The organism is Kitasatospora sp. NBC_01539, from assembly GCF_045040525.1.
Taxonomy (GTDB): Bacteria; Actinomycetota; Actinomycetes; order Streptomycetales; family Streptomycetaceae; genus Kitasatospora.
Genome location: NZ_CP109390.1, coordinates 1,313,314 through 1,330,419, shown reverse-complemented (window position 1 = coordinate 1,330,419; position 17,106 = coordinate 1,313,314). Strand labels below are relative to the sequence as shown.

Genomic DNA, 17,106 nt, shown 5'->3' with positions numbered 1-17,106 from the left:
TGCGCATTGACCAACCCGCCATCCTGCCGACGAAGTTCAAGGACCTGACATGGCATACCGCTACCGGTGCGGCGAATGCGGCTTCAAGACCTCCTGGGGCACCGAGTCCCGGGGCGAGCGTGAGCAGATCGCGCACTACACCGACCGCCACCCCGGCCTGTTCCCCGGCGGAACGGTCGAGGCCAACACCAAGAACCCGGAGGGCGGCATCGGCTGCCTCGGCGTCCTCGCCGTGCTGTTCCTGCTGTTCGTCCTCGCCGTCTCGTGCAGCCGATGAACCGCGCCGACCCGAACACCAGCACCAGGAGAACGTCATGACGAAGCATTACTGGAACCAGGACCCGGCCGCACCGGCGCCGCCGACCTGGCAGCAGACGCCACGCGCGGTGCCACCTCAGCTCGGCCACGGCGGCGCGGCGCCGTCCGTGCCCGTGCAACCTTCTGCCGGGCCGAGCGCGCAGCCGCCGGCCGCGTCGGTGACGCCGCCCGGGGCGCGGGCAGCGCGCCGGGGAATCGGGGTGCTGCGCCACTGGCGGCTGCCGGTGGCCGCAGTGGTTCCCTGTCTCCTGCTGGCCGGCATCGGGTGGTGGTTCTGGCCGCAACAGCCGACGGTCCTCCCTCCGCACATCGCCGAGGGGACCGTCCAGGCAGACCTGCTCAGCGCCGACGGCGTCAGCAAACTGGCCGGAACGACGGTGGTGGCCGGGCCCCAGTCGAACCGGCCCCACGCCCCGCTCGCCGTGGCCCCGTCGGAATGCGCTGTCGCCGCCGGACCGACGACGCAGTCGGTCTACGGGCAGGCGTGGAAGGCGTTCCTCTCGGCGACCTACCAGGACGCCGCAGGCTCGGGCAGCTACACCGTCAACCAGGTGATCGGCGTGTTCCCGGACAGCGGGAAGGCGGCCGCGGCCTTCCGCACGCTCACCGACGGCCTCACCAAGTGCCCGTCCTCGACACTCACCGACCAGGCCGGACGCACGTCGAAGTGGACCTACGCGGCGCACCCCGCCACCGAGGTCGCGGTGGCGTGGACCGCGACGCAGGGCGACACCGCGAACTGGGCCTGCTACCACCAGGCCAGGGTGAAGGGCGCCAGCCTGATACAGGCCTCCGTCTGCCAGGCCGGTGACGGCGGGCCATCCGTCTTCATGATCGCCGACGAGCTCACCGGCAAGGTGACCGCATGACCGCGCCCTCGCGCACGGCGGCCGCGCGCCGCAGGCGGACGCTGCCCCGGATCCTGCACCTCGTGCTGATGGCACTCCTGGCACAGATCGCCGCCGTGGGGGTCCAGACGATCGCGCCGACCGACGCCGCGGCGGTCACGGCCCAGGCGGGCACGCTCGCCCCCGTTCCGCTGGTCACGCCCCGGGGGTTCGAGGCCGCCCTCGCGACCCTGCTGGTGGAGATCGACGACGCGAACCGGCAGGCGGCGCAGCTTGCCCAGCAGGGGAAGGACGTGGTTGCCGAGGCGGAGCGGATCACCAAGGAGGCCGCCGCGATCCGCGACAGCAAGGCGGCGCTCAACGCCAGGGTCGCCGTGGTGAACCAGGAGATCAGCGCCCACAACGAGCGCGCGAAGGCCGTAGAGGGGGAGATCACCGCCCACAACGCCAAGCGGCGCACGTTCCAACTCCCCGAAGAGGCGGGCCCTGCCGCCGCCTACGACGACGAGGCACGCCAACTGGAGTCCAGACGGAATCAGGAAAACGCCGTCGAGGACAAGATCCAGAGCGAGCAGAACCAGATCCGGCAGGAGGCTTCCCAGGTCGACACCAGGTCCTCCCAGCTCGACGCCGCCTCCAAGAACAACGACACGAAAGCCTCCGACCTCAAGACGAAGGAACAGCAACTCCAGTCCCGGGACCAGCAACTGCTCGCGCAGATGGCTCAGGCGATCCAGAGTCTCGCCTCCGTTCCGTCGAACCCGGCGGCCGCCATGGACCAGGGCGGTGACGCGCCCGCTCCGGCCCCGCACCCCGGCAACCGGTCGGCCGGCCAGGACGAGGACACCGGTGACAGTCCCTACCGGCAACCCCGGACCGCCGCACTGACGCAGTACGCGAAGCAGCACGGCACCACCGTCGACACCCGACCCGGCACGGCGTACCTGACGCCCGACGCCGTCCGACGGCTCACCCCCGCGCAGGCAGCCACCCTCGGCAGCCCGTCCATCAGCTACGACGGCCTGGTCCGCAAACCCAACGGCCACTACACGGCGCTACGGGCGCAGGCCCCGGCCGCCACCACTTCCCCCACCCCCACCCCCACGCCGGCCCCGGCCCCGGGGGCCCTCGGCTCCGGCGGTCTGATCGCGTACCGCAACGGCGAACAGCTCCCCGTCGACGAGGTCACGACGGTGGACGAAGCCCCCGCCTCTCCGGAGCCCGCCCCGGGACCCAGCAACCCGGCCTCCGGGGGCCCCTCGGACTCCGCCGCGGGACACGGCGACCCGGCCCCCGTGGGGAACGGCGACCGGAGGGTCAGCGCCTGCAAGGACCTCAAGCCGTCGAGTGCCACGGACCTGGACGGCGGAGGATGGGTCGACTACCTGCCGTCGGACGACCGCGGCCGCAACCGGGGGGTCCGGGCCTGTCTCGAAGGGAAGCCCGACTCGAAGAACAGGGGCCAGGACGCGGCCGGCACCATCCGGGGCTGGAAGGACGCCGAAGCGCGGGCCAAGGCCCTCGGGTTCGCCCCGGGCAAGACCATCGCCCGCTGCCACTCCGTGCCGAAGATGGCCGGCGGAACGGCGGACGAGCGGAACCTGACGCCGTGTTTCCAGCTGGGGGCCAACATCAACCAGGCGACCGGCGGCACCATCACCAACAGCATGCGGAGCTTCGAGACCAGGGCCGGGAGCAGCATGGACGGGGGCTGTGTGCTGTACAGCGTGCGTCCGCAGTACAACAGCACCGGCAGCACCATTAGCACCATTCCGTACAAGTGGTACATGGCGCTCTACGCGTGGGACGCCACCACCGGGGCGTACCGGGACTTCGCGTCGACGGCCGTGGAGAACGCCAGGTACGGCCCTGCCGGACTCGTGAACCTCGGAAAATAGCCTCCGGCGAGAGCGGGCGGCCGACAGGAGTGGACATGGATGTCGAGGAGATGCTGGACAGGTTGGGCGCGCAGATCGGGCCGCCGCCGGAGGGCGGGGTGGTACCGGTGCCGTGGGAGCTCGGACCCGGGGTGATGGGTTTTCAACTGCCCGTGGACTACCGGGCGTTCGTCGACCGGTACGGGTCGGTCAGCATCAGCGGCGAGTTGCACGTCTACGCGCCGTCGGGAGCGCGCAGTGTCGAGGTCGGTGCACCGCTCGGCTTCGAGGGGTTCCTGTACGACACGACGGACCCCTACGGATACTGCGCCTGGCTGGCCCAGGCATATCGGGACGGGGACGTCGAGGAGTGCCCGTACCCGTTGTTCCCGGCCGACGGAGGGCTGCTGAAATGGGGCAACAACTACAACTCGGACCATTTCTTCTGGCTGATGCGGGGCCCGGACCCGGACCGCTGGCCGGTCGCCGCCAGGTTCCACGTGAGGCGGGACTGGGAGCTGTTCGAGGGCGGCTTCCTGGAGTTCCTGCTGGCGGCGGTGACGGAACGGTACCCCTACCACGGCGCCGTCGTCCCCGGCGGGGTGCAGGAGGTCGGCGACGGCCGTTCCTACCGCCCCCGGGGCGACTGGGCGAAGCAGTTGTGGCAGTGAGCCCGCGAACACGGTGCCGGGCAGTAGCAGCAACGGACCTGCTGCGTACCGCGGGCTCTGTACGCGCTATGGTGCGCGAGTCGGACTCTGAACGGCCATGCCGAGGAACATAGTTACTGCCCGGAGTCGTTGCCCGCAGAGCCCCGGAACTGCCCACTCGTTGTCCATTCCGTGCAGGCACTGTCCGCTTCGCCGTGGAACCCACACAGGCGTTCCAGGAGCCGGTCCACCCGTCCGTCGGGCCGGTAGAGGGTGCGGTGGGCGTACGGGTGGGCGCCGCCTGGAAGGGTGACGACGCCCTCCTCGGTGACCGTGCGGCCCTCGGTGATGGCGCAACCGCAGATCGACGTCCGGGGGCAGGACGGCCTGGTCGGCGGCGGGCGGGCGGTGGTGGCGGCCGGGCACGTCAGGCCCCGACGAGAGCACGCGGGTCGACGGTGTCGTCCCAACCGTGGGTGGAGAAGCCCCGGTTCCGCCCGGAGAGGTAGGCGGTGAGGGCGGCGTGGGAGGTGGAGAACATGGGGGAGGGGAGGGTGTCGGTGCCCAGCCAGACGACGGCGAGGTGCTTGTCGGGTTCGGTGTTCGTCAGGTCGCCCAGCCAGGAGGTAGCGGCGAACACGGAGAGCAGGAACGGCCCTTTGCCGTCCCAGCCCTGCCGGACCTGGATCGTGTGGACCAGCCGCAGTTCCTCGGGCGCGACGACGAGCCCGGACTCCTCGAACAGCTCCCGGGCGGCGGCCTCGTCGAGGCGCTCGCCCTCCTCCACCTTCCCGCCCGGGATCGTCCAGGCGGGGGTGGTGGACCAGCTGTCGTTCGCGTAGTGGATGCAGGCGATCCTGCCCGCCTGCTCGTCGTGGGCGATGACGGCGACGGTCTGGCGCAGGGTCTGCATGTCGGTTCTCCAAGCAGTAGCGGGAAAGTGACGTTCACCGGAGGGGCGGGGTCTGTGAAGCATCGCGAGCCCGGTGACCGGCCCACCTGCGACAGCGCGCAGCAGGCGGTCGGCGTTCGGGGGCAGCACCGGCGGGATGCCGTTCATGCCGGCCACCCGATGACGGACATCGCCCGGCCCACGGCGATCCCGGCCAGGGCGTGTGCGGTGTAGGGCACGGTCTCGTCGGGAAGAGCTGCCAGGTCCCACCACCGAAGCTCGTGACACTTTTCCGGCTCGCGGTTGCCGATCTCTCCGCTGTAGCGGGTGGGATGGAAGAAGAGCTGGAGCCGGGAGCGGCCGTCGTCGGCGTCGAGGTGGTGGAGGGTGTGGACGAGGAGGAGATCGTCCTCGGCGATGGTGATGCCGAGTTCCTCCTCGGCCTCACGGGCCATTGAACGCAGCACGGACTCACCCGCTTCCATGTGCCCTGCGGGAACGTGCCACTGGTTCTCGGCGAAGGAGGTGTTCCTGCGCAGACCGAGCAGGACCTTGCCGCTGTCGATCAGGACGAGGTGGACGCCGACGACGAGGGTCGGCGGGTCCACCGCGGGCGCGGGGGGTGCCGGGGTGGCCGCGCGGTCGGTGCTGCGGAGTCGGGTCACGAGGTCCTCCCGGTGTCCTGGCCGACCGCTGCGGCCGGCAGCGGCAGGTAGTGCTGCACGGAGGGCGGGACCTTGAGCAGCGGTACGTCGTCGAGGGGGGCCATGCGCACGGCCAGGCCCTCGGTGCCGAGCCGCAGGTCCGTCTCGTGGCCGCTCCAGTGGGCGTGCAGGACACGGGTGAGCGGGAGGCCGAGGTCGTGGTGCGGGCTGGGGAGGGGCCGCAGCCCGGTGATCTCGATCCCGGCCTCCTCGCGGACCTCGCGCACCGCGCTCTCCCGGGCGCCCTCGTCGGCTTCGCGCCAGCCGCCGATCGGAGTCCAGTAGCCGGGCCGGGCCATGCCCGGCCCGGCTTCGCGCAGGTGCATCAGCAGTCGACCCGCAGGGCCGGTGACGAAGACCAGGACGCCCTCGAAGTCGTCGTCGGCCGGCACGGGGCGCTCCGGGTAGAGCGGCACACCGCGGCGGTGGGCACGCAGCACCTGCCGGAGCCGCTGGTAGCGGTCCGGGGACATCAGGTCGCGCCAGTGGTGGGCTCTCTCGAAGCGCCACCCGGTGTGCTCGCCCGCATCGAGACGGATCCGGGCCTGCTGCTCCGCGGTCAGCGTGCCGCCGTCGAACACGTAGCCGCAGACGGGGATGGGATACCCGGTGCCGGCCTGTTCGTGGACGACGGCGACCAGGCGCCGCCGGGCGATCACTTCGGGGTTCTCCGCGGCGAGGTCGAGGCCCAGCTCCTCCTCGGCCTCGCGCAGGGCGGTGGTGAACGGGCTCTCTCCGTGCTCGACGTTGCCGCCGGGGAAGTTCCACACGGCGGGGTCGACGGTCGAGCGCATCCCCAGGACGCAGCCCTGGGGGTCGGTGACCAGGAAGCATCCGTAGGAGCTGGGACGGGCGACGGTGGTGACGTAGCCCCCGACCGGTCGCCAACCCGGAAGGGCCGGCCGCCCGCCGAGCCACTCGATCACCGAGCGCCGGCCCTCGCTCGTCGCCGGCAGCCGGTCCGCCGGAGCCCATGGGTGGGCGTCGTGGTCGGGCGAGAGGACGATCGGGGTGCCGTCCGGTACGACGGTGGTGAGGACGAACTGCCGCACTCGCCGGCCGCGCTGGTTGGTGAAGTCCAGGCTCCGCGCGTACTCCAGCTCCAGATCGGTGAGCCCGGTCTCCTCGGCCGGCTCCCGCGCCGCGCCGGCCGGCACGCTCTCGCCCTCCTCCCGTGCGCCGCCCGGGTACTCCCACAGGCCGGGAAGGACGTCGTGCGCGGCCCTGCGGATCATCAGGACGCGCCCTGCGGTGTCGCGGACCACGACACCGACGCCGATCCGCTCGATGCCCTCGCGGAAGGCCGGGCCGGTCAGGACGTCGAAGTCGATCACGAGTCGTTCTCCTTGCTCTTCACGGCGGACGGGTTCCGCTGGGCGGGGACGCCGGTGCGCTCGTTCTGCAGGTCCCACAACTCCCTGAACCGGCCGCCCTCGTCGGCGACCAGTTCGGCGAAGGTGCCCTCCTGGAGGACCTTGCCGTCTTCGAGGACCACGATCCGGTCGGCGACGGCCACGTTGGTGAGCCGGTGGGTGACCAGGACGACCGCCCGCTGCCGGGCGACGGCCCGCAGGTTCCGGAAGATCCGGTGCTCGGCCCGCGGATCCAATGCCGCGGTGGGTTCGTCCAGCACGAGCAGTCCGGCGTCGCGGTGGAAGGCGCGGGCGATGGCGAGGCGTTGCCACTGTCCGCCGGACAGTTCCTCGCCGCCCATCCACTCCACCGCGAGGAGGGTCGACAGGCCCCGGCGGAGCTTGGCGACGACCTCACCGGCGCCGGAGGCGTCCGCGGCGCGCATCACGGCCTCGTCGCCGTCGGCGGTCGGCTGGCCCAGGGTGATGTTCTCCCTGCAGGTCATCGGCCAGCGCGCGTAGTCCTGCGGCACGACCGCGACCTGGCGCCACAGGGCGTGCGGGTCGAGGTCGCGGGTGTCGCGCCCGTCCCACCGCACCGACCCGCCGTCCGGCAGGTAGAGCCCGGCCAGGAGCTTGGAGATGGTGGTCTTGCCGGAGCCGTTCTCGCCCACCAGGGCCAGGATCTCGCCGCGCTCGACGTGCAGGCTCACCCCGTCCAGCGCTTTGCGTTCGGAGGCCGGGTAGGCGTAACTGAGGTCCTCCACCGTGATCCGGTCCGGTGCCTCGGGAACGGTCGTGCCGCGCTGGGGCCGGTGGCCGCCGGCAGTGTCCAGGAAGCTCGACCAGTCGTCCAGGTACATGCCGGTGCGGAACAGGTCCGCGCCGTAGCCGACGATGCCGCGCAGGCTGGTGCCGACCGCGGCGAGCGCGAACACCGCGGCGCCGCCGCGCGGCAGGCTCATCCGGCCGGTGCTGACCAGCCACAGCATCGCCGCCCAGACCAGGGCCGTGCCGAGGCCGGAGGCGGCGGCCCCGGCCACCGACACTCGGGCGCTCTGCGTCGCCGCCTGCCGGGAGCCGGCGTCCAGCCGTCGGCCGACCTGCTCGTACTTGTCGAGCAGGAAGTCTCCCATGGTGTCGGAGCGGACCTGGTCGGCGTTGCGCTTGAGGTGGATGTACCAGCGAAGGTTCGCCATGATCCGGCGGTCGCCGATCGCGGCCCGGTTCGCCAGGAAGTGCACCCGGGCGGCGCGCACCGACGCGACGCCCTGCGGCAGCGCTGCCAGCACCAGCAGCGGGAGGAGGGCGGGGTGGAGCACGGTCAGCACGCCGGCCGCGCCGAGGAGCGAGGCGAGGGAGGCGAGCAGGTTCTGTGCCTCCCCGACGATGTCCACGCAGACCTCGGCGCCGCGGTCGGCGGCTTCCAGTTCGTCGTTGTAGCCGGCGTGGTCGTAGGCGGTCAGCTCGGCGGCCACGGTGGCGCGCAGCACCGCGGCTTCGGCCTCGCGGGAGATGCGCGGGGACAGGTGGACGGTGACGGTCTGGATCGTGATGCCGAGCAGCGAGCGGGCGCCGGCCGCCGCCGCGATCACGAGGATGGACGGTGCGGCGTGGGCGAGCTTCTCGCCGGCCTGGCCGGGGCCGAACAGGGCCGAGATCGTGCCGGTGGTCGCGAACAGACCGGCCGCGCCGAGCACGGCGGACACGGCCTGGCAGGCCAGGAGCAGCGCGACGGAGGAGCGGTCGATGCGCCAGCCGAGCCGGAAGGCGCGGACGACGAGCGCGGGCAGGCGGCGTGCCATCGCGCTGACGCCGATCGCCTCGATCGTCTCGATGCGGCGCCCGTCGGCGAGCCACTGCAGTTCCTCGTCGGCGGTCTCGGCCGACGTCGTCGCGGCGCTCAAGCGGTCGCCTCCTTGCGGACGTACCGGAGCGCGAGGCCCTCACGGGCGGGCCGGACTTCGGCCACCGGGGCGGGGGGATTGACCACAGCTCCTCCAGACACAGACAGTGCGCGGACAGGTCAGACACCCGCCGGACGTGCAAGAAGATCCCAAGTAGCGATTACAGGGCCAAAGTTGGGGACTTTCTTACCGGTGGGGAGCGTCTGATGATGGTGCTGTTCGAGCGCGGCGTTCAAGCGGATTACCTCCGGGCGAGCCCGGGTCGAACGGGGACTTTTCGAGCACTGCGGCAGCATGGTCAAGGGCCTCCTCCAGCCCGCTGCGGAGGGTGGCCGGCAGGGTGGCCGACCCCAGTGCGCAGGCGCCGAGAGCCCGTTCGATGATCTTGGTTCGGGCGGGTCCGAGACGGCTCCGGGCGCCGGGGTGGGCGAGGAGATCACGCAGTGCGTAGCCGTCACCGGATTCACCCGTTCGGCCGGTCAGCTGCCGCAGCAGGTTTCGGGCAGCGGGCGCATCCGGGTCGGCCGCGGCCTCGAAGACCCGCTCCCCGGGCCGGGCGTCGAGCTGCTCCAGCATCAGGGCGACGACGGCTGGCTGGGAGGCGGCGCTGATCTGCGTGCCGGACCCGTCGGCCTTGGTGTAGGCGGGGTTGTCCGCGTACGCGGCCTCCAGGGGGAAGCCGGGCAGGAAGCACTCGCGCGGCACGGTGCGGAACGCCTTCTCCGCCGCGTCGCTGGTGATGGTCTTCTGGGCGATCAGGCGGTCGGTGAGCCCGTCGCGCAGCCGCCCGGCGCGGGCGGGGTCGGAAGCGGCATTGTCGCTGAGAGTAGTCATGCGGGTGGCCGTAGTGGTTGTGTGGATGGTGCTGCCCGAGGGCTGGAGTCCCTCGTCGGAGTGGAAGACGGCATCCAACGCCCTTGCAGCCAAGGCGAATTGGTGCCTTAGTGGCAGCCTGGCGCGGTTGGCGTGGAAGGGTAGGTGGTGGGCGATCTCCATGGCCTCCTGGCCGCCGAAGGCTTCGGTCTCGGGTTCGTGGATCTCGGTGAACCAACCTGTGGAGGAGTCCCTCCTCGGCGAGCACGTCCAGGAGTGAGGCGGACCCAGGAGCACCCGGCCCCAGCGCCGGACCCCGGCATGCCCCATACCCGACGACAGCCCCGCGGCCTCCGACGCAGGGATCACCCCGGCTCGGCCGGCACCAACCGAAACAGCGAGGTCAAGGAGGACTTCCAGCTCGCCAAAGGAGTTGCCGGCTTGGACCAGGGCCGGACCACCTGCTGGAAATCCTGGATGCGCTGGACCCTGATCAGCATGCTCGCCACCACCGTCCTCGCCGTCACGCGCGCCCGCACCACCGCGGCACCCTCGGGCCACCGGCTCATCCCGCCCGGCGTCCGCGAGGTCCTGCGGTTGCTCCGGATCACCGCCCGGCCCCGCCCGCGACGCGACCGCGACCACGTCCTGCACTGGTCCGCCCGGCGCCGCCACCACCGGCACCGGGCCGCCCGAGCCCACCGCCGCTGGAACGACATCACCACCACGGCAACCACGTGACCAGACCCACCGATCAACGAACTACAGCCGCCGCGCCAGCCCAGGGCTGAGTGAATCTGTTTGATCGTGTCTACTTTGACGGATGTATTGACACCTGATCGAACACTAGGGCTCAATACAGCACAGTCTGAAACTCCCGACATGGAGTGAATCGACTCGAAGGAGAGTCATGTACAAGCGCGCCCTCGTCGCGACGGTCGCCCTGGCGTCGTCGCTGTTCATATCCCCCCTGACGGGCTCGACGCCCGCACAGGCCCAGGAAAACGGTGCGTCGCGGACGCCGCCGATGGGGTGGAGCAGCTGGAGCTCGATCAGGTACAACCCGACCGAGGCTGTCATCAAGGCCCAGGCCCAGGCGATGCACGACTCGGGTCTGCTGGCTGCGGGTTACAAGTACATCAACATCGACGACTACTACATCAAGAACCCCGGCACCACCGTCGATCAGTACGGTCGCTGGGTCGTCGACGCCGCCAAGTTCCCGAACGGCATGAAGAACCTGGGCGACTTCATCCACGGCCTGGGTGAGAAGTTCGGCATGTACGTGACGCCGGGCATCTCGAAGGCGGCGTACGACCAGAACACCCCGATCGAGGGCACCTCGTACCACGCACGGGACATCGTCTCCAGCACGACGACCTTCGAGTCGAACTACGGGGGGTGGGGCAATGTCATGTACTTCATCGACTACAAGAAGAACCCCACCGCGGCACAGGCGTTCGTGAACTCCTGGGCGAACCTGTTCGCCTCCTACGGGGTCGACTACATCAAGATCGACGGCGTGCACACCAGCGACCAGGACGACGTCATCGCCTGGTCGAAGGCGCTGAACCAGACCGGCCGCACCATCCACTACGGCCTGTCGAACACCCTGGACATCAACAACATCAAGACCTGGCAGCAGTACTCCAACAGCTGGCGGACGGGGGGCGACATCGAGTGCTACTGCTCGACCCTCACCAACTGGAGCAACGTCGGGCCGCGTTGGGAGAACCTGGCTCAGTGGGGGCAGTACGCCGGTCCGGGCGGCTGGAACGACCCGGACTCGGTCGAGGTCGGCAACGGTGACCACAACGGTCTGACCGTGAACGAGCGGCAGAGCGTGATCACGCTCTGGGCGATCACGCGGTCGGTGATGATGCTGGGGAGCGACCTGACCAACCTGGACGCCGGCGACCTCAACATGCTGAAGAACGCGGAGGTGACCAACGTCAACCAGACCGACTCCGTGGTGGCCAGCCGGATCTCGAACAACAACGATCTGCAGGTCTGGGCCACGAAGCAGAAGAACCCGGACGGCAGCTACACGGTGGCGTTGTTCAACCGCTCCGACCGGGCCGGCAACGAGACGGTGACGGCCAACTTCTCCGACCTCGGGTTCACCGGTTCCGCCACGGTGCGCAACCTGTGGGCCAAGTCGAACGAGACCCTCACCAACTCCGTCAGCCGGAGTCTGGCCCCGCACGAGTCCGCGTTGTTCAAGGTCACCCCGTCCGGCACCTCGACCCCGGTCGGCGGCACCCTGACCAGCGGCCTCTCCGGCCGCTGTGCCGACGACCCGAACAGCACCCTGGTGAACGGAACCCAGCTGGACGTGTGGGACTGCAACGGCGGCGGCAACCAGAAGATCACCTACAGCTCCTCGGCCAAGACGCTGAAGGTGCTGGGCAAGTGCTTCGACGCCCACGGCGGCGCCACCACCGCCGGTACGCACGTCGAGATCTTCGACTGCAACGGCGGCGCCAACCAGCAGTGGAACGTCAACTCCAACGGCACGATCACCGGCGTCCAGTCCGGGCTCTGCCTCGACGTCACCGGGGCCACCAACCCCAACGGCGCCGGCCTGGAGCTGTGGAACTGCAACGGCGGCGCCAACCAGAAGTGGACCCTCGGGTCCGGCGTCACGGTGGCCTGACGCACCGGGTCGTGACCATCGTTCCTGATTGAACGGGCTGTTCGCACGGACCGACTTCTGGTCCGTGCGAACAGCCCGTTCAGATGAAGGCAGAGCTGGACGGGCTCAAGTCCCGCTACACTCCCCGCCACCAGGCCGTTGACCAGGGCAAATGGAGAACTCTCACTGGAGTAAGTACTCCAGCCGTAGTTCGTGATCTCGATGGTGAGGGGGTAGAGGAGACAGGTGGCCAGCGTCGATCATCTGGGCGAGACCGGCCACGCCATCGGCGGCGTCCGTTCCTTCTCCGTCTACCCGAGTTCACCGAGACGGAGGGCGTCCCTTATCTCGCTGAGCTTCGCGGTCGTCACCGGGGTCCGCTCCTTCGTCTGTCCAACGAGACGGAGGGCATCCTCAATCTCGCCGAGCTTCGCGGAGGACAGGGCCCCCGCCCGCTCGATCAGGTCGTCCCCGGACACGGTGGTCAGCCACGTGCAAGGGGTAAAACCCGGATGCGGGAACGCGAACCGCAGCACGCCTTCAAAGGGCAGCCCCTCCACGGCGCCCACTTCCACTTCGACGCCCAGACCGCTGATGTCGACGCCCGCTGGAGCAACGACCTGCACCACCCGGAACCCGGAGGCGTCGTCTCCTGAGAGCAGTACGACCAGCCGCCGCTCGTCGAACTCGACCCACCAGACTTCACCACGTTGCACATGTCCTCCTGACGCAGGACGGCAGGCGGACGCTGCACAACCCTGACGCACTGTGGAGACGGGTGCGGCCACCGTTGATCATCGGTGTGTGAAGACTGAAGATCACGCAGTGGCCGCAGGTCACAGCGTAGACCCTACCCGTTGGCAGGAGGCGTTCGAGGGCCTGATGAGCCGGATAGCGGGACGGTTCATGCGGGTCGAACCCCGGCGCCGCGCAATCCAGTTGACGCGGGCTGCTGTCGGACCTGCCGCGCGAGAACTGCTGGACCATCGCCGAACGGGCCGGGGAGGCCACGCCGGACGGCATGCAGCACCTGCTGGGGCGGGCCAAGTGGGACGCCGACCAGGTACGCGACGACCTGCGCGAGTACGTGGTGGAGTACCTGCACGACGAGCAGGCGGTGCTGGTGGTCGACGAGACCGGGGACCTGAAGAAGGGCACCGGCGCGGTCGGTGTCCAACGCCAGTACATCGGCACCGCGGGCAGGAGCGAGAATGCCCAGGTCGCCGTCTACCTGGTCTACACGGGCCGGCGCGGGCACGCCGCAGTGGACCGAGAACTGTACGTCCCGCGCTCCTGTGCCTCCGACCCCGACCCCGACCCCGACCGCTGCCGGGACGCCGGACCCGACCAGGACACCGCGTTCGCGACCAAGCCGGAACTGGCCACCCGCATGATCACCCGGTCCTGGACGCCGGCCACCACGCGCCGTGGGTCACGGGCGACGAGGTCTACGGCGGCAACCCGAAACTGCGCACCGCGCTGGAGGAGCGCGGCACCGGCTACGTGCTCACCGTCGCCTGCTCCCACCAAGTCACCACCCAGGCCGGGAAGTTCCGCGCGGACACCCTGGCCAGGAAGCTGCCCAGGCGGGCATGGCAGAAGCTGTCCGCCGGAGCCGGAGCCAAGGGGCACCGCTTCTACGACTGGGCCGCCATCGGTCTGCCCGACCCCGCCCCCGGCAGCCGCCGTCTGCTGATCCGCCGCAACTGCACCACCGGCGAACTCACCTACTACCGCTGCTGCTCACCCCCGGCCCGGTGGGTCACCTGGCGGGTGCGGGGCCGGTCGAGCCGCGGACGATGAGTTCGGTGGCGAGTTCGACGTGCAGGGTTTCGACCGCGTGGCCGTCCATCAGGCGCATCAGGAGGCTGACGGCCATCCGGCCGAGCTCTCCGAGGGGCTGGCGGACGGTGGTGAGCATGGGCACGGTGCTGCTGCTGAGGTAGACGTCGTCGAAGCCGGCGATCGACAGGTCCTCCGGCACGCGCAGGCCCCGCTCGTAGGCGGCGCGCAGGGCGCCGACGGCGGCCTTGTCGTTGAAGGTCACCAGTGCGGTGGGCGGTTCGGGCAGGTCGAGGAGTTCGGCGGCGGAGCTGTGGCCCCAGTCGGAGGTCGGTTCGATGCTGCGGTAGAGCTCGGGGGAGGGCAGCACGCCGACCTCGGAGAGGGCGGAGGCGTGTCCGGCCGTGCGGGCCTGGCTGGCGAGCCAGTCGTCGGGGCCGCCGATCATCCCGATGCGCCGGTGCCCCAGCGAGACCAGGTGGGCGGTGACGCTGCGGGCGCCGGAGAAGTGCGCGGCGGACACGGCGGCGGTGTCGCGGGGCAGGGGGGTGCGGGGGTCGATCACCACGAAGGGGAAGTCCCGGCGCCGGAGCGCCTGGAGCTCGCGGGCCGGTTCCGGCGGGAGGATCAGGATCGCGCCGCCCAGCTGGGCCCGGTCGGGCAGTCCGGCGAGCACCTCGACGTCCCGCACGGCGTCCCCCGCGTTGAGGATCACCTGTCGGCCGTGCAGCTCCAGGGTCTCGGCGACCGCGGAGACGATGAACCCGAAGTAGTCGGTCAGCAGGTAGGGGCAGCGGACGAGCACGTCGCGCCCCGGCCGCCCGGAGCGGGGCCGGGCCTGGGGGGCGCCGAGGCGTGCCATCGCCCCCTCGACCGCCTCGCGGGTCTCCGAGGCCACGGTCACCTGGCCGTTGATCACCCGGGAAACGGTCGCGATGGAGACACCGGCCGCGGTGGCGATATCCCGCACCGTCACCTTCGATGACCTCGGTCTACCCATTTGTTTCATCCTTTTGTTTCAGAGCGGATGAGCTGCTGCGCAGCAACATCCGTGTAATTCAGACGTTCTAAGGCTTGACACTACGGCAACAGGGCCGTTTCCTATGACCCACCGAGAGAATTCCATGAACTTGTTACATTTTGTTTCATCGAGGTGTCGTCCCGGCCTCGCCTCCCGGCCGACCGCTCCTCCCCGCGGCCACTCCCATCGGCACTCCATCTTCGAGGAAGCCATGAACAGACGTGCCCTCGGCGCGGCGACAGCCTCCGCCCTCGCCCTGAGCCTCGCCTGCACCACCGCCGTCCACACGGCCGCCGCGGCACCCGGCCACGGAGCCGGACACCAGGGCGCCCCCCGTGCCGACGTGTGGGTCACCACCCCCGACCGCGCCGAACTCCTGCACCGGCGCGAGCCGGTGGCCTTCCACGACGGCTCCTCCACGCAGACCACCATCACGATCGACCCGAACCAGGCCTTCCAGAGCATGGACGGCTTCGGCGCCGCGCTCACCGACTCCTCCGCCGCCGTGCTCGCCGCCCTGCCAGCCAAGGCCCGCGACGACGCCATGCGCAAGCTCTTCGACCCCCGGCAGGGCATCGGCGTCAGCTTCCTGCGTCAGCCCGTCGGCTCCTCCGACTTCACCGCCGAGGCCGAGCACTACACCTACGACGACATGCCGGCCGGGCAGAGCGACTTCGGGCTCGGACACTTCTCCATCGCCCACGACGAGCAGGTGGTCCTCCCGCTGCTGCGCCAGGCCCGGCAGCTCAACCCGCAGCTCACCGTCATGGCCACCCCGTGGAGTCCGCCCGCCTGGATGAAGACCGGCGACTCCCTGATCGGCGGCCGCCTCAAGGACGACCCCGCCGTCTACCGGGCCTACGCCCGCTACCTGGTGAAGTTCGTCCAGGCCTACGCGGCGGCCGGCGTGCCGATCGACTACCTGACGGTGCAGAACGAGCCACAGAACCGCAAGCCCGGCGGCTACCCCGGCACCGACCTGCCGGCCGGGCAGGAGGCCGAGGTCATCGCGGCCCTCGGCCCGATGCTGAAGAAGGCCAGCCCCCGCACCAGGATCCTCGCCTACGACCACAACTGGTCCACCCACCCCGGCGACGTCGGGACCACCCCGCCGGGCGAGGACCCGCAGACCGACTACCCGTACGAGATCCTGGAGAGCGACGCCGCGAAGTGGGTCGCCGGCACCGCCTACCACTGCTACTCCGGCGACCCGTCCGCGCAGAGCGCCCTGCACGACGCGCACCCCGACAAGGGCGTCTGGTTCACCGAGTGCTCCGGCTCCCACGGCGCCACCGACACCCCCGAGCAGGTCTTCCGCGGCACCCTGACCTGGCACGCCCGCACCATCACGGTGGGCACCACCCGCAACTGGGCGAAGTCCGTCGCCAACTGGAACATCGCGCTCGACGCCACCGGCGGCCCCCACAACGGCGGTTGCGACACCTGCACCGGCCTGCTCACCGTCGGCGCGGACGGCACCGTCTCCACCGACGCCGAGTACTTCACCATCGGCCACCTCTCGAAGTTCGTGAAGCCCGGGGCCGTCCGCATCGCCAGTACGAACTTCGGCACCACCGGCTGGAACGGGCAGATCACCGACGTCGCCTTCCGCAACCCCGACGGCTCCACCGCCCTCGTCGTCCACAACGAGAACGACGCCCCCCGCACCTTCGCCGTCGCCGTCGGCGAGCAGACCTTCGAGTACACCCTGCCCGGCGGCGCCCTGGCCACCTTCACCTGGCCGAAGTCCGGCAGCCCGAAAACCCCGAAGCGCGAGATCCCGCTCACCGGCGCCAAGGCCACCGCGCAGCCCGCCGGCGACGGCACCGCCGCCCTCGCCGTCGACGCCGACGCCTCCACCCGCTGGTCCAGCGGCGCGGCCCAGCAGCCCGGCCAGTACCTGCAGGTCGACCTCGGCCGCACCACCCGCTTCGACGAGGTCGCACTCGACAGCGGCGACAACCTCGGCGACTACGCCCGCGGCTGGCAGCTCTCGGCCAGCGACGACGGCACCACCTGGCGCGACCTGCGCAGCGGCACCGGCGCCGGACAGCTCACCACCGTCGCCGTGCCCGGCACCCGCGCCCGCTACCTCCGCGTGACCGGCACCGGCACCGCCGGCGCCTGGTGGAGCCTCGCCGACATCCGGCTGTACCGCTCCCACTGACCTCCCCGCCCCGCTGTCCCCCGCCCCACTGCCCTCGCCCCCACTGACCTCCCCGCCCCTCGGCCCACCACGCCGAGGGGCGCGACGAAGCGGCACACGGCACCACGCCGCCCCGTACCCCCCGGCAGGCGGCAGCCCCC

15 protein-coding genes and 1 pseudogene are annotated in these 17,106 nt (G+C 70.7%); 9 read left to right on the top strand and 7 right to left on the bottom strand.

Annotation, left to right across the window (positions count from 1 at the left end; genetic code table 11):
* Positions 1-49 precede the first annotated feature (49 nt).
* The 4 genes from OG335_RS05670 to OG335_RS05655 are packed head-to-tail and all read left to right on the top strand — an operon-like array spanning position 50 to position 3,714.
* Positions 50-277: a hypothetical protein gene (locus tag OG335_RS05670; protein ID WP_405009889.1), complete on the top strand. Its 228-nt coding sequence runs from the start codon at positions 50-52 to the stop codon at positions 275-277.
* Between the two features lie 37 nt (positions 278-314).
* Positions 315-1,187, top strand: a complete 873-nt coding sequence (locus OG335_RS05665) for a sensor domain-containing protein (RefSeq protein ID WP_405009888.1) — start codon at positions 315-317, stop codon at positions 1,185-1,187.
* A complete protein-coding gene (locus tag OG335_RS05660) occupies positions 1,184-3,064 on the top strand; it encodes a hypothetical protein (protein ID WP_405009887.1) in 1,881 nt (626 codons plus the stop codon). The genes OG335_RS05665 and OG335_RS05660 overlap by 4 nt, the downstream gene beginning before the upstream one ends.
* Before the next feature lie 35 nt (positions 3,065-3,099).
* Positions 3,100-3,714 (top strand): hypothetical protein, encoded by a 615-nt coding sequence (locus OG335_RS05655; protein WP_405009886.1) that lies wholly within the window; start codon positions 3,100-3,102, stop codon positions 3,712-3,714.
* A 406-nt stretch (positions 3,715-4,120) separates the two neighbouring features.
* Here the strand turns inward: OG335_RS05655 and OG335_RS05650 are convergent, their stop codons facing one another.
* From OG335_RS05650 to OG335_RS05630, 5 genes are all read right to left on the bottom strand, one after another.
* On the bottom strand, positions 4,121-4,606 hold the full coding sequence (locus OG335_RS05650) for an NUDIX domain-containing protein (protein ID WP_405009885.1): 486 nt from the start codon (positions 4,604-4,606) through the stop codon (positions 4,121-4,123).
* A 143-nt stretch (positions 4,607-4,749) separates the two neighbouring features.
* On the bottom strand, positions 4,750-5,250 hold the full coding sequence (locus OG335_RS05645; protein ID WP_405009884.1) for an NUDIX domain-containing protein: 501 nt from the start codon (positions 5,248-5,250) through the stop codon (positions 4,750-4,752).
* Complete coding sequence (locus OG335_RS05640; protein WP_405009883.1) at positions 5,247-6,623, bottom strand: NUDIX domain-containing protein; 1,377 nt, start codon at positions 6,621-6,623, stop codon at positions 5,247-5,249. The genes OG335_RS05645 and OG335_RS05640 overlap by 4 nt, the downstream gene beginning before the upstream one ends.
* Positions 6,620-8,548, bottom strand: a complete 1,929-nt coding sequence (locus OG335_RS05635) for an ABC transporter ATP-binding protein (protein WP_405009882.1) — start codon at positions 8,546-8,548, stop codon at positions 6,620-6,622. The genes OG335_RS05640 and OG335_RS05635 overlap by 4 nt, the downstream gene beginning before the upstream one ends.
* Positions 8,549-8,734: 186 nt before the next feature.
* The gene (locus tag OG335_RS05630) at positions 8,735-9,382 is read right to left on the bottom strand and encodes a hypothetical protein (protein WP_405009881.1); all 648 of its coding nucleotides are present in this window, start codon (positions 9,380-9,382) and stop codon (positions 8,735-8,737) included.
* 127 nt (positions 9,383-9,509) lie between these two features.
* On the opposite strand from OG335_RS05630, the gene OG335_RS05625 reads away from it, so the two are divergent.
* From OG335_RS05625 to OG335_RS05615, 3 genes are all read left to right on the top strand, one after another.
* Positions 9,510-9,641, top strand: a complete 132-nt coding sequence (locus OG335_RS05625) for a hypothetical protein (protein WP_405009880.1) — start codon at positions 9,510-9,512, stop codon at positions 9,639-9,641.
* A 161-nt stretch (positions 9,642-9,802) separates the two neighbouring features.
* Positions 9,803-10,102 (top strand): hypothetical protein, encoded by a 300-nt coding sequence (locus OG335_RS05620; RefSeq protein ID WP_405009879.1) that lies wholly within the window; start codon positions 9,803-9,805, stop codon positions 10,100-10,102.
* Positions 10,103-10,271: 169 nt separating this feature from the next.
* Positions 10,272-12,017 carry a glycoside hydrolase family 27 protein gene (locus OG335_RS05615; protein WP_405009878.1) on the top strand — a complete coding sequence of 582 codons (1,746 nt, stop codon included), beginning with the start codon at positions 10,272-10,274 and terminating at the stop codon, positions 12,015-12,017.
* 290 nt (positions 12,018-12,307) lie between these two features.
* On the opposite strand, the gene OG335_RS05610 is transcribed toward OG335_RS05615, so the two are convergent.
* Positions 12,308-12,712 (bottom strand): type II toxin-antitoxin system PemK/MazF family toxin, encoded by a 405-nt coding sequence (locus tag OG335_RS05610; protein ID WP_405009877.1) that lies wholly within the window; start codon positions 12,710-12,712, stop codon positions 12,308-12,310.
* A 166-nt stretch (positions 12,713-12,878) separates the two neighbouring features.
* Here OG335_RS05610 and OG335_RS05605 point away from each other — a divergent pair.
* Positions 12,879-13,796, top strand: a pseudogene (locus OG335_RS05605) (IS701 family transposase); the annotation flags it as partial.
* Here the strand turns inward: OG335_RS05605 and OG335_RS05600 are convergent.
* Complete coding sequence (locus OG335_RS05600; RefSeq protein WP_405009876.1) at positions 13,759-14,754, bottom strand: LacI family DNA-binding transcriptional regulator; 996 nt, start codon at positions 14,752-14,754, stop codon at positions 13,759-13,761. The pseudogene OG335_RS05605 and the gene OG335_RS05600 overlap by 38 nt on opposite strands.
* Positions 14,755-15,010: 256 nt before the next feature.
* Between OG335_RS05600 and OG335_RS05595 the strand changes: the two genes are divergently transcribed.
* A complete protein-coding gene (locus OG335_RS05595) occupies positions 15,011-16,966 on the top strand; it encodes a discoidin domain-containing protein (RefSeq protein WP_405009875.1) in 1,956 nt (651 codons plus the stop codon).
* The last annotated feature ends 140 nt before the right edge of the window (positions 16,967-17,106 follow it).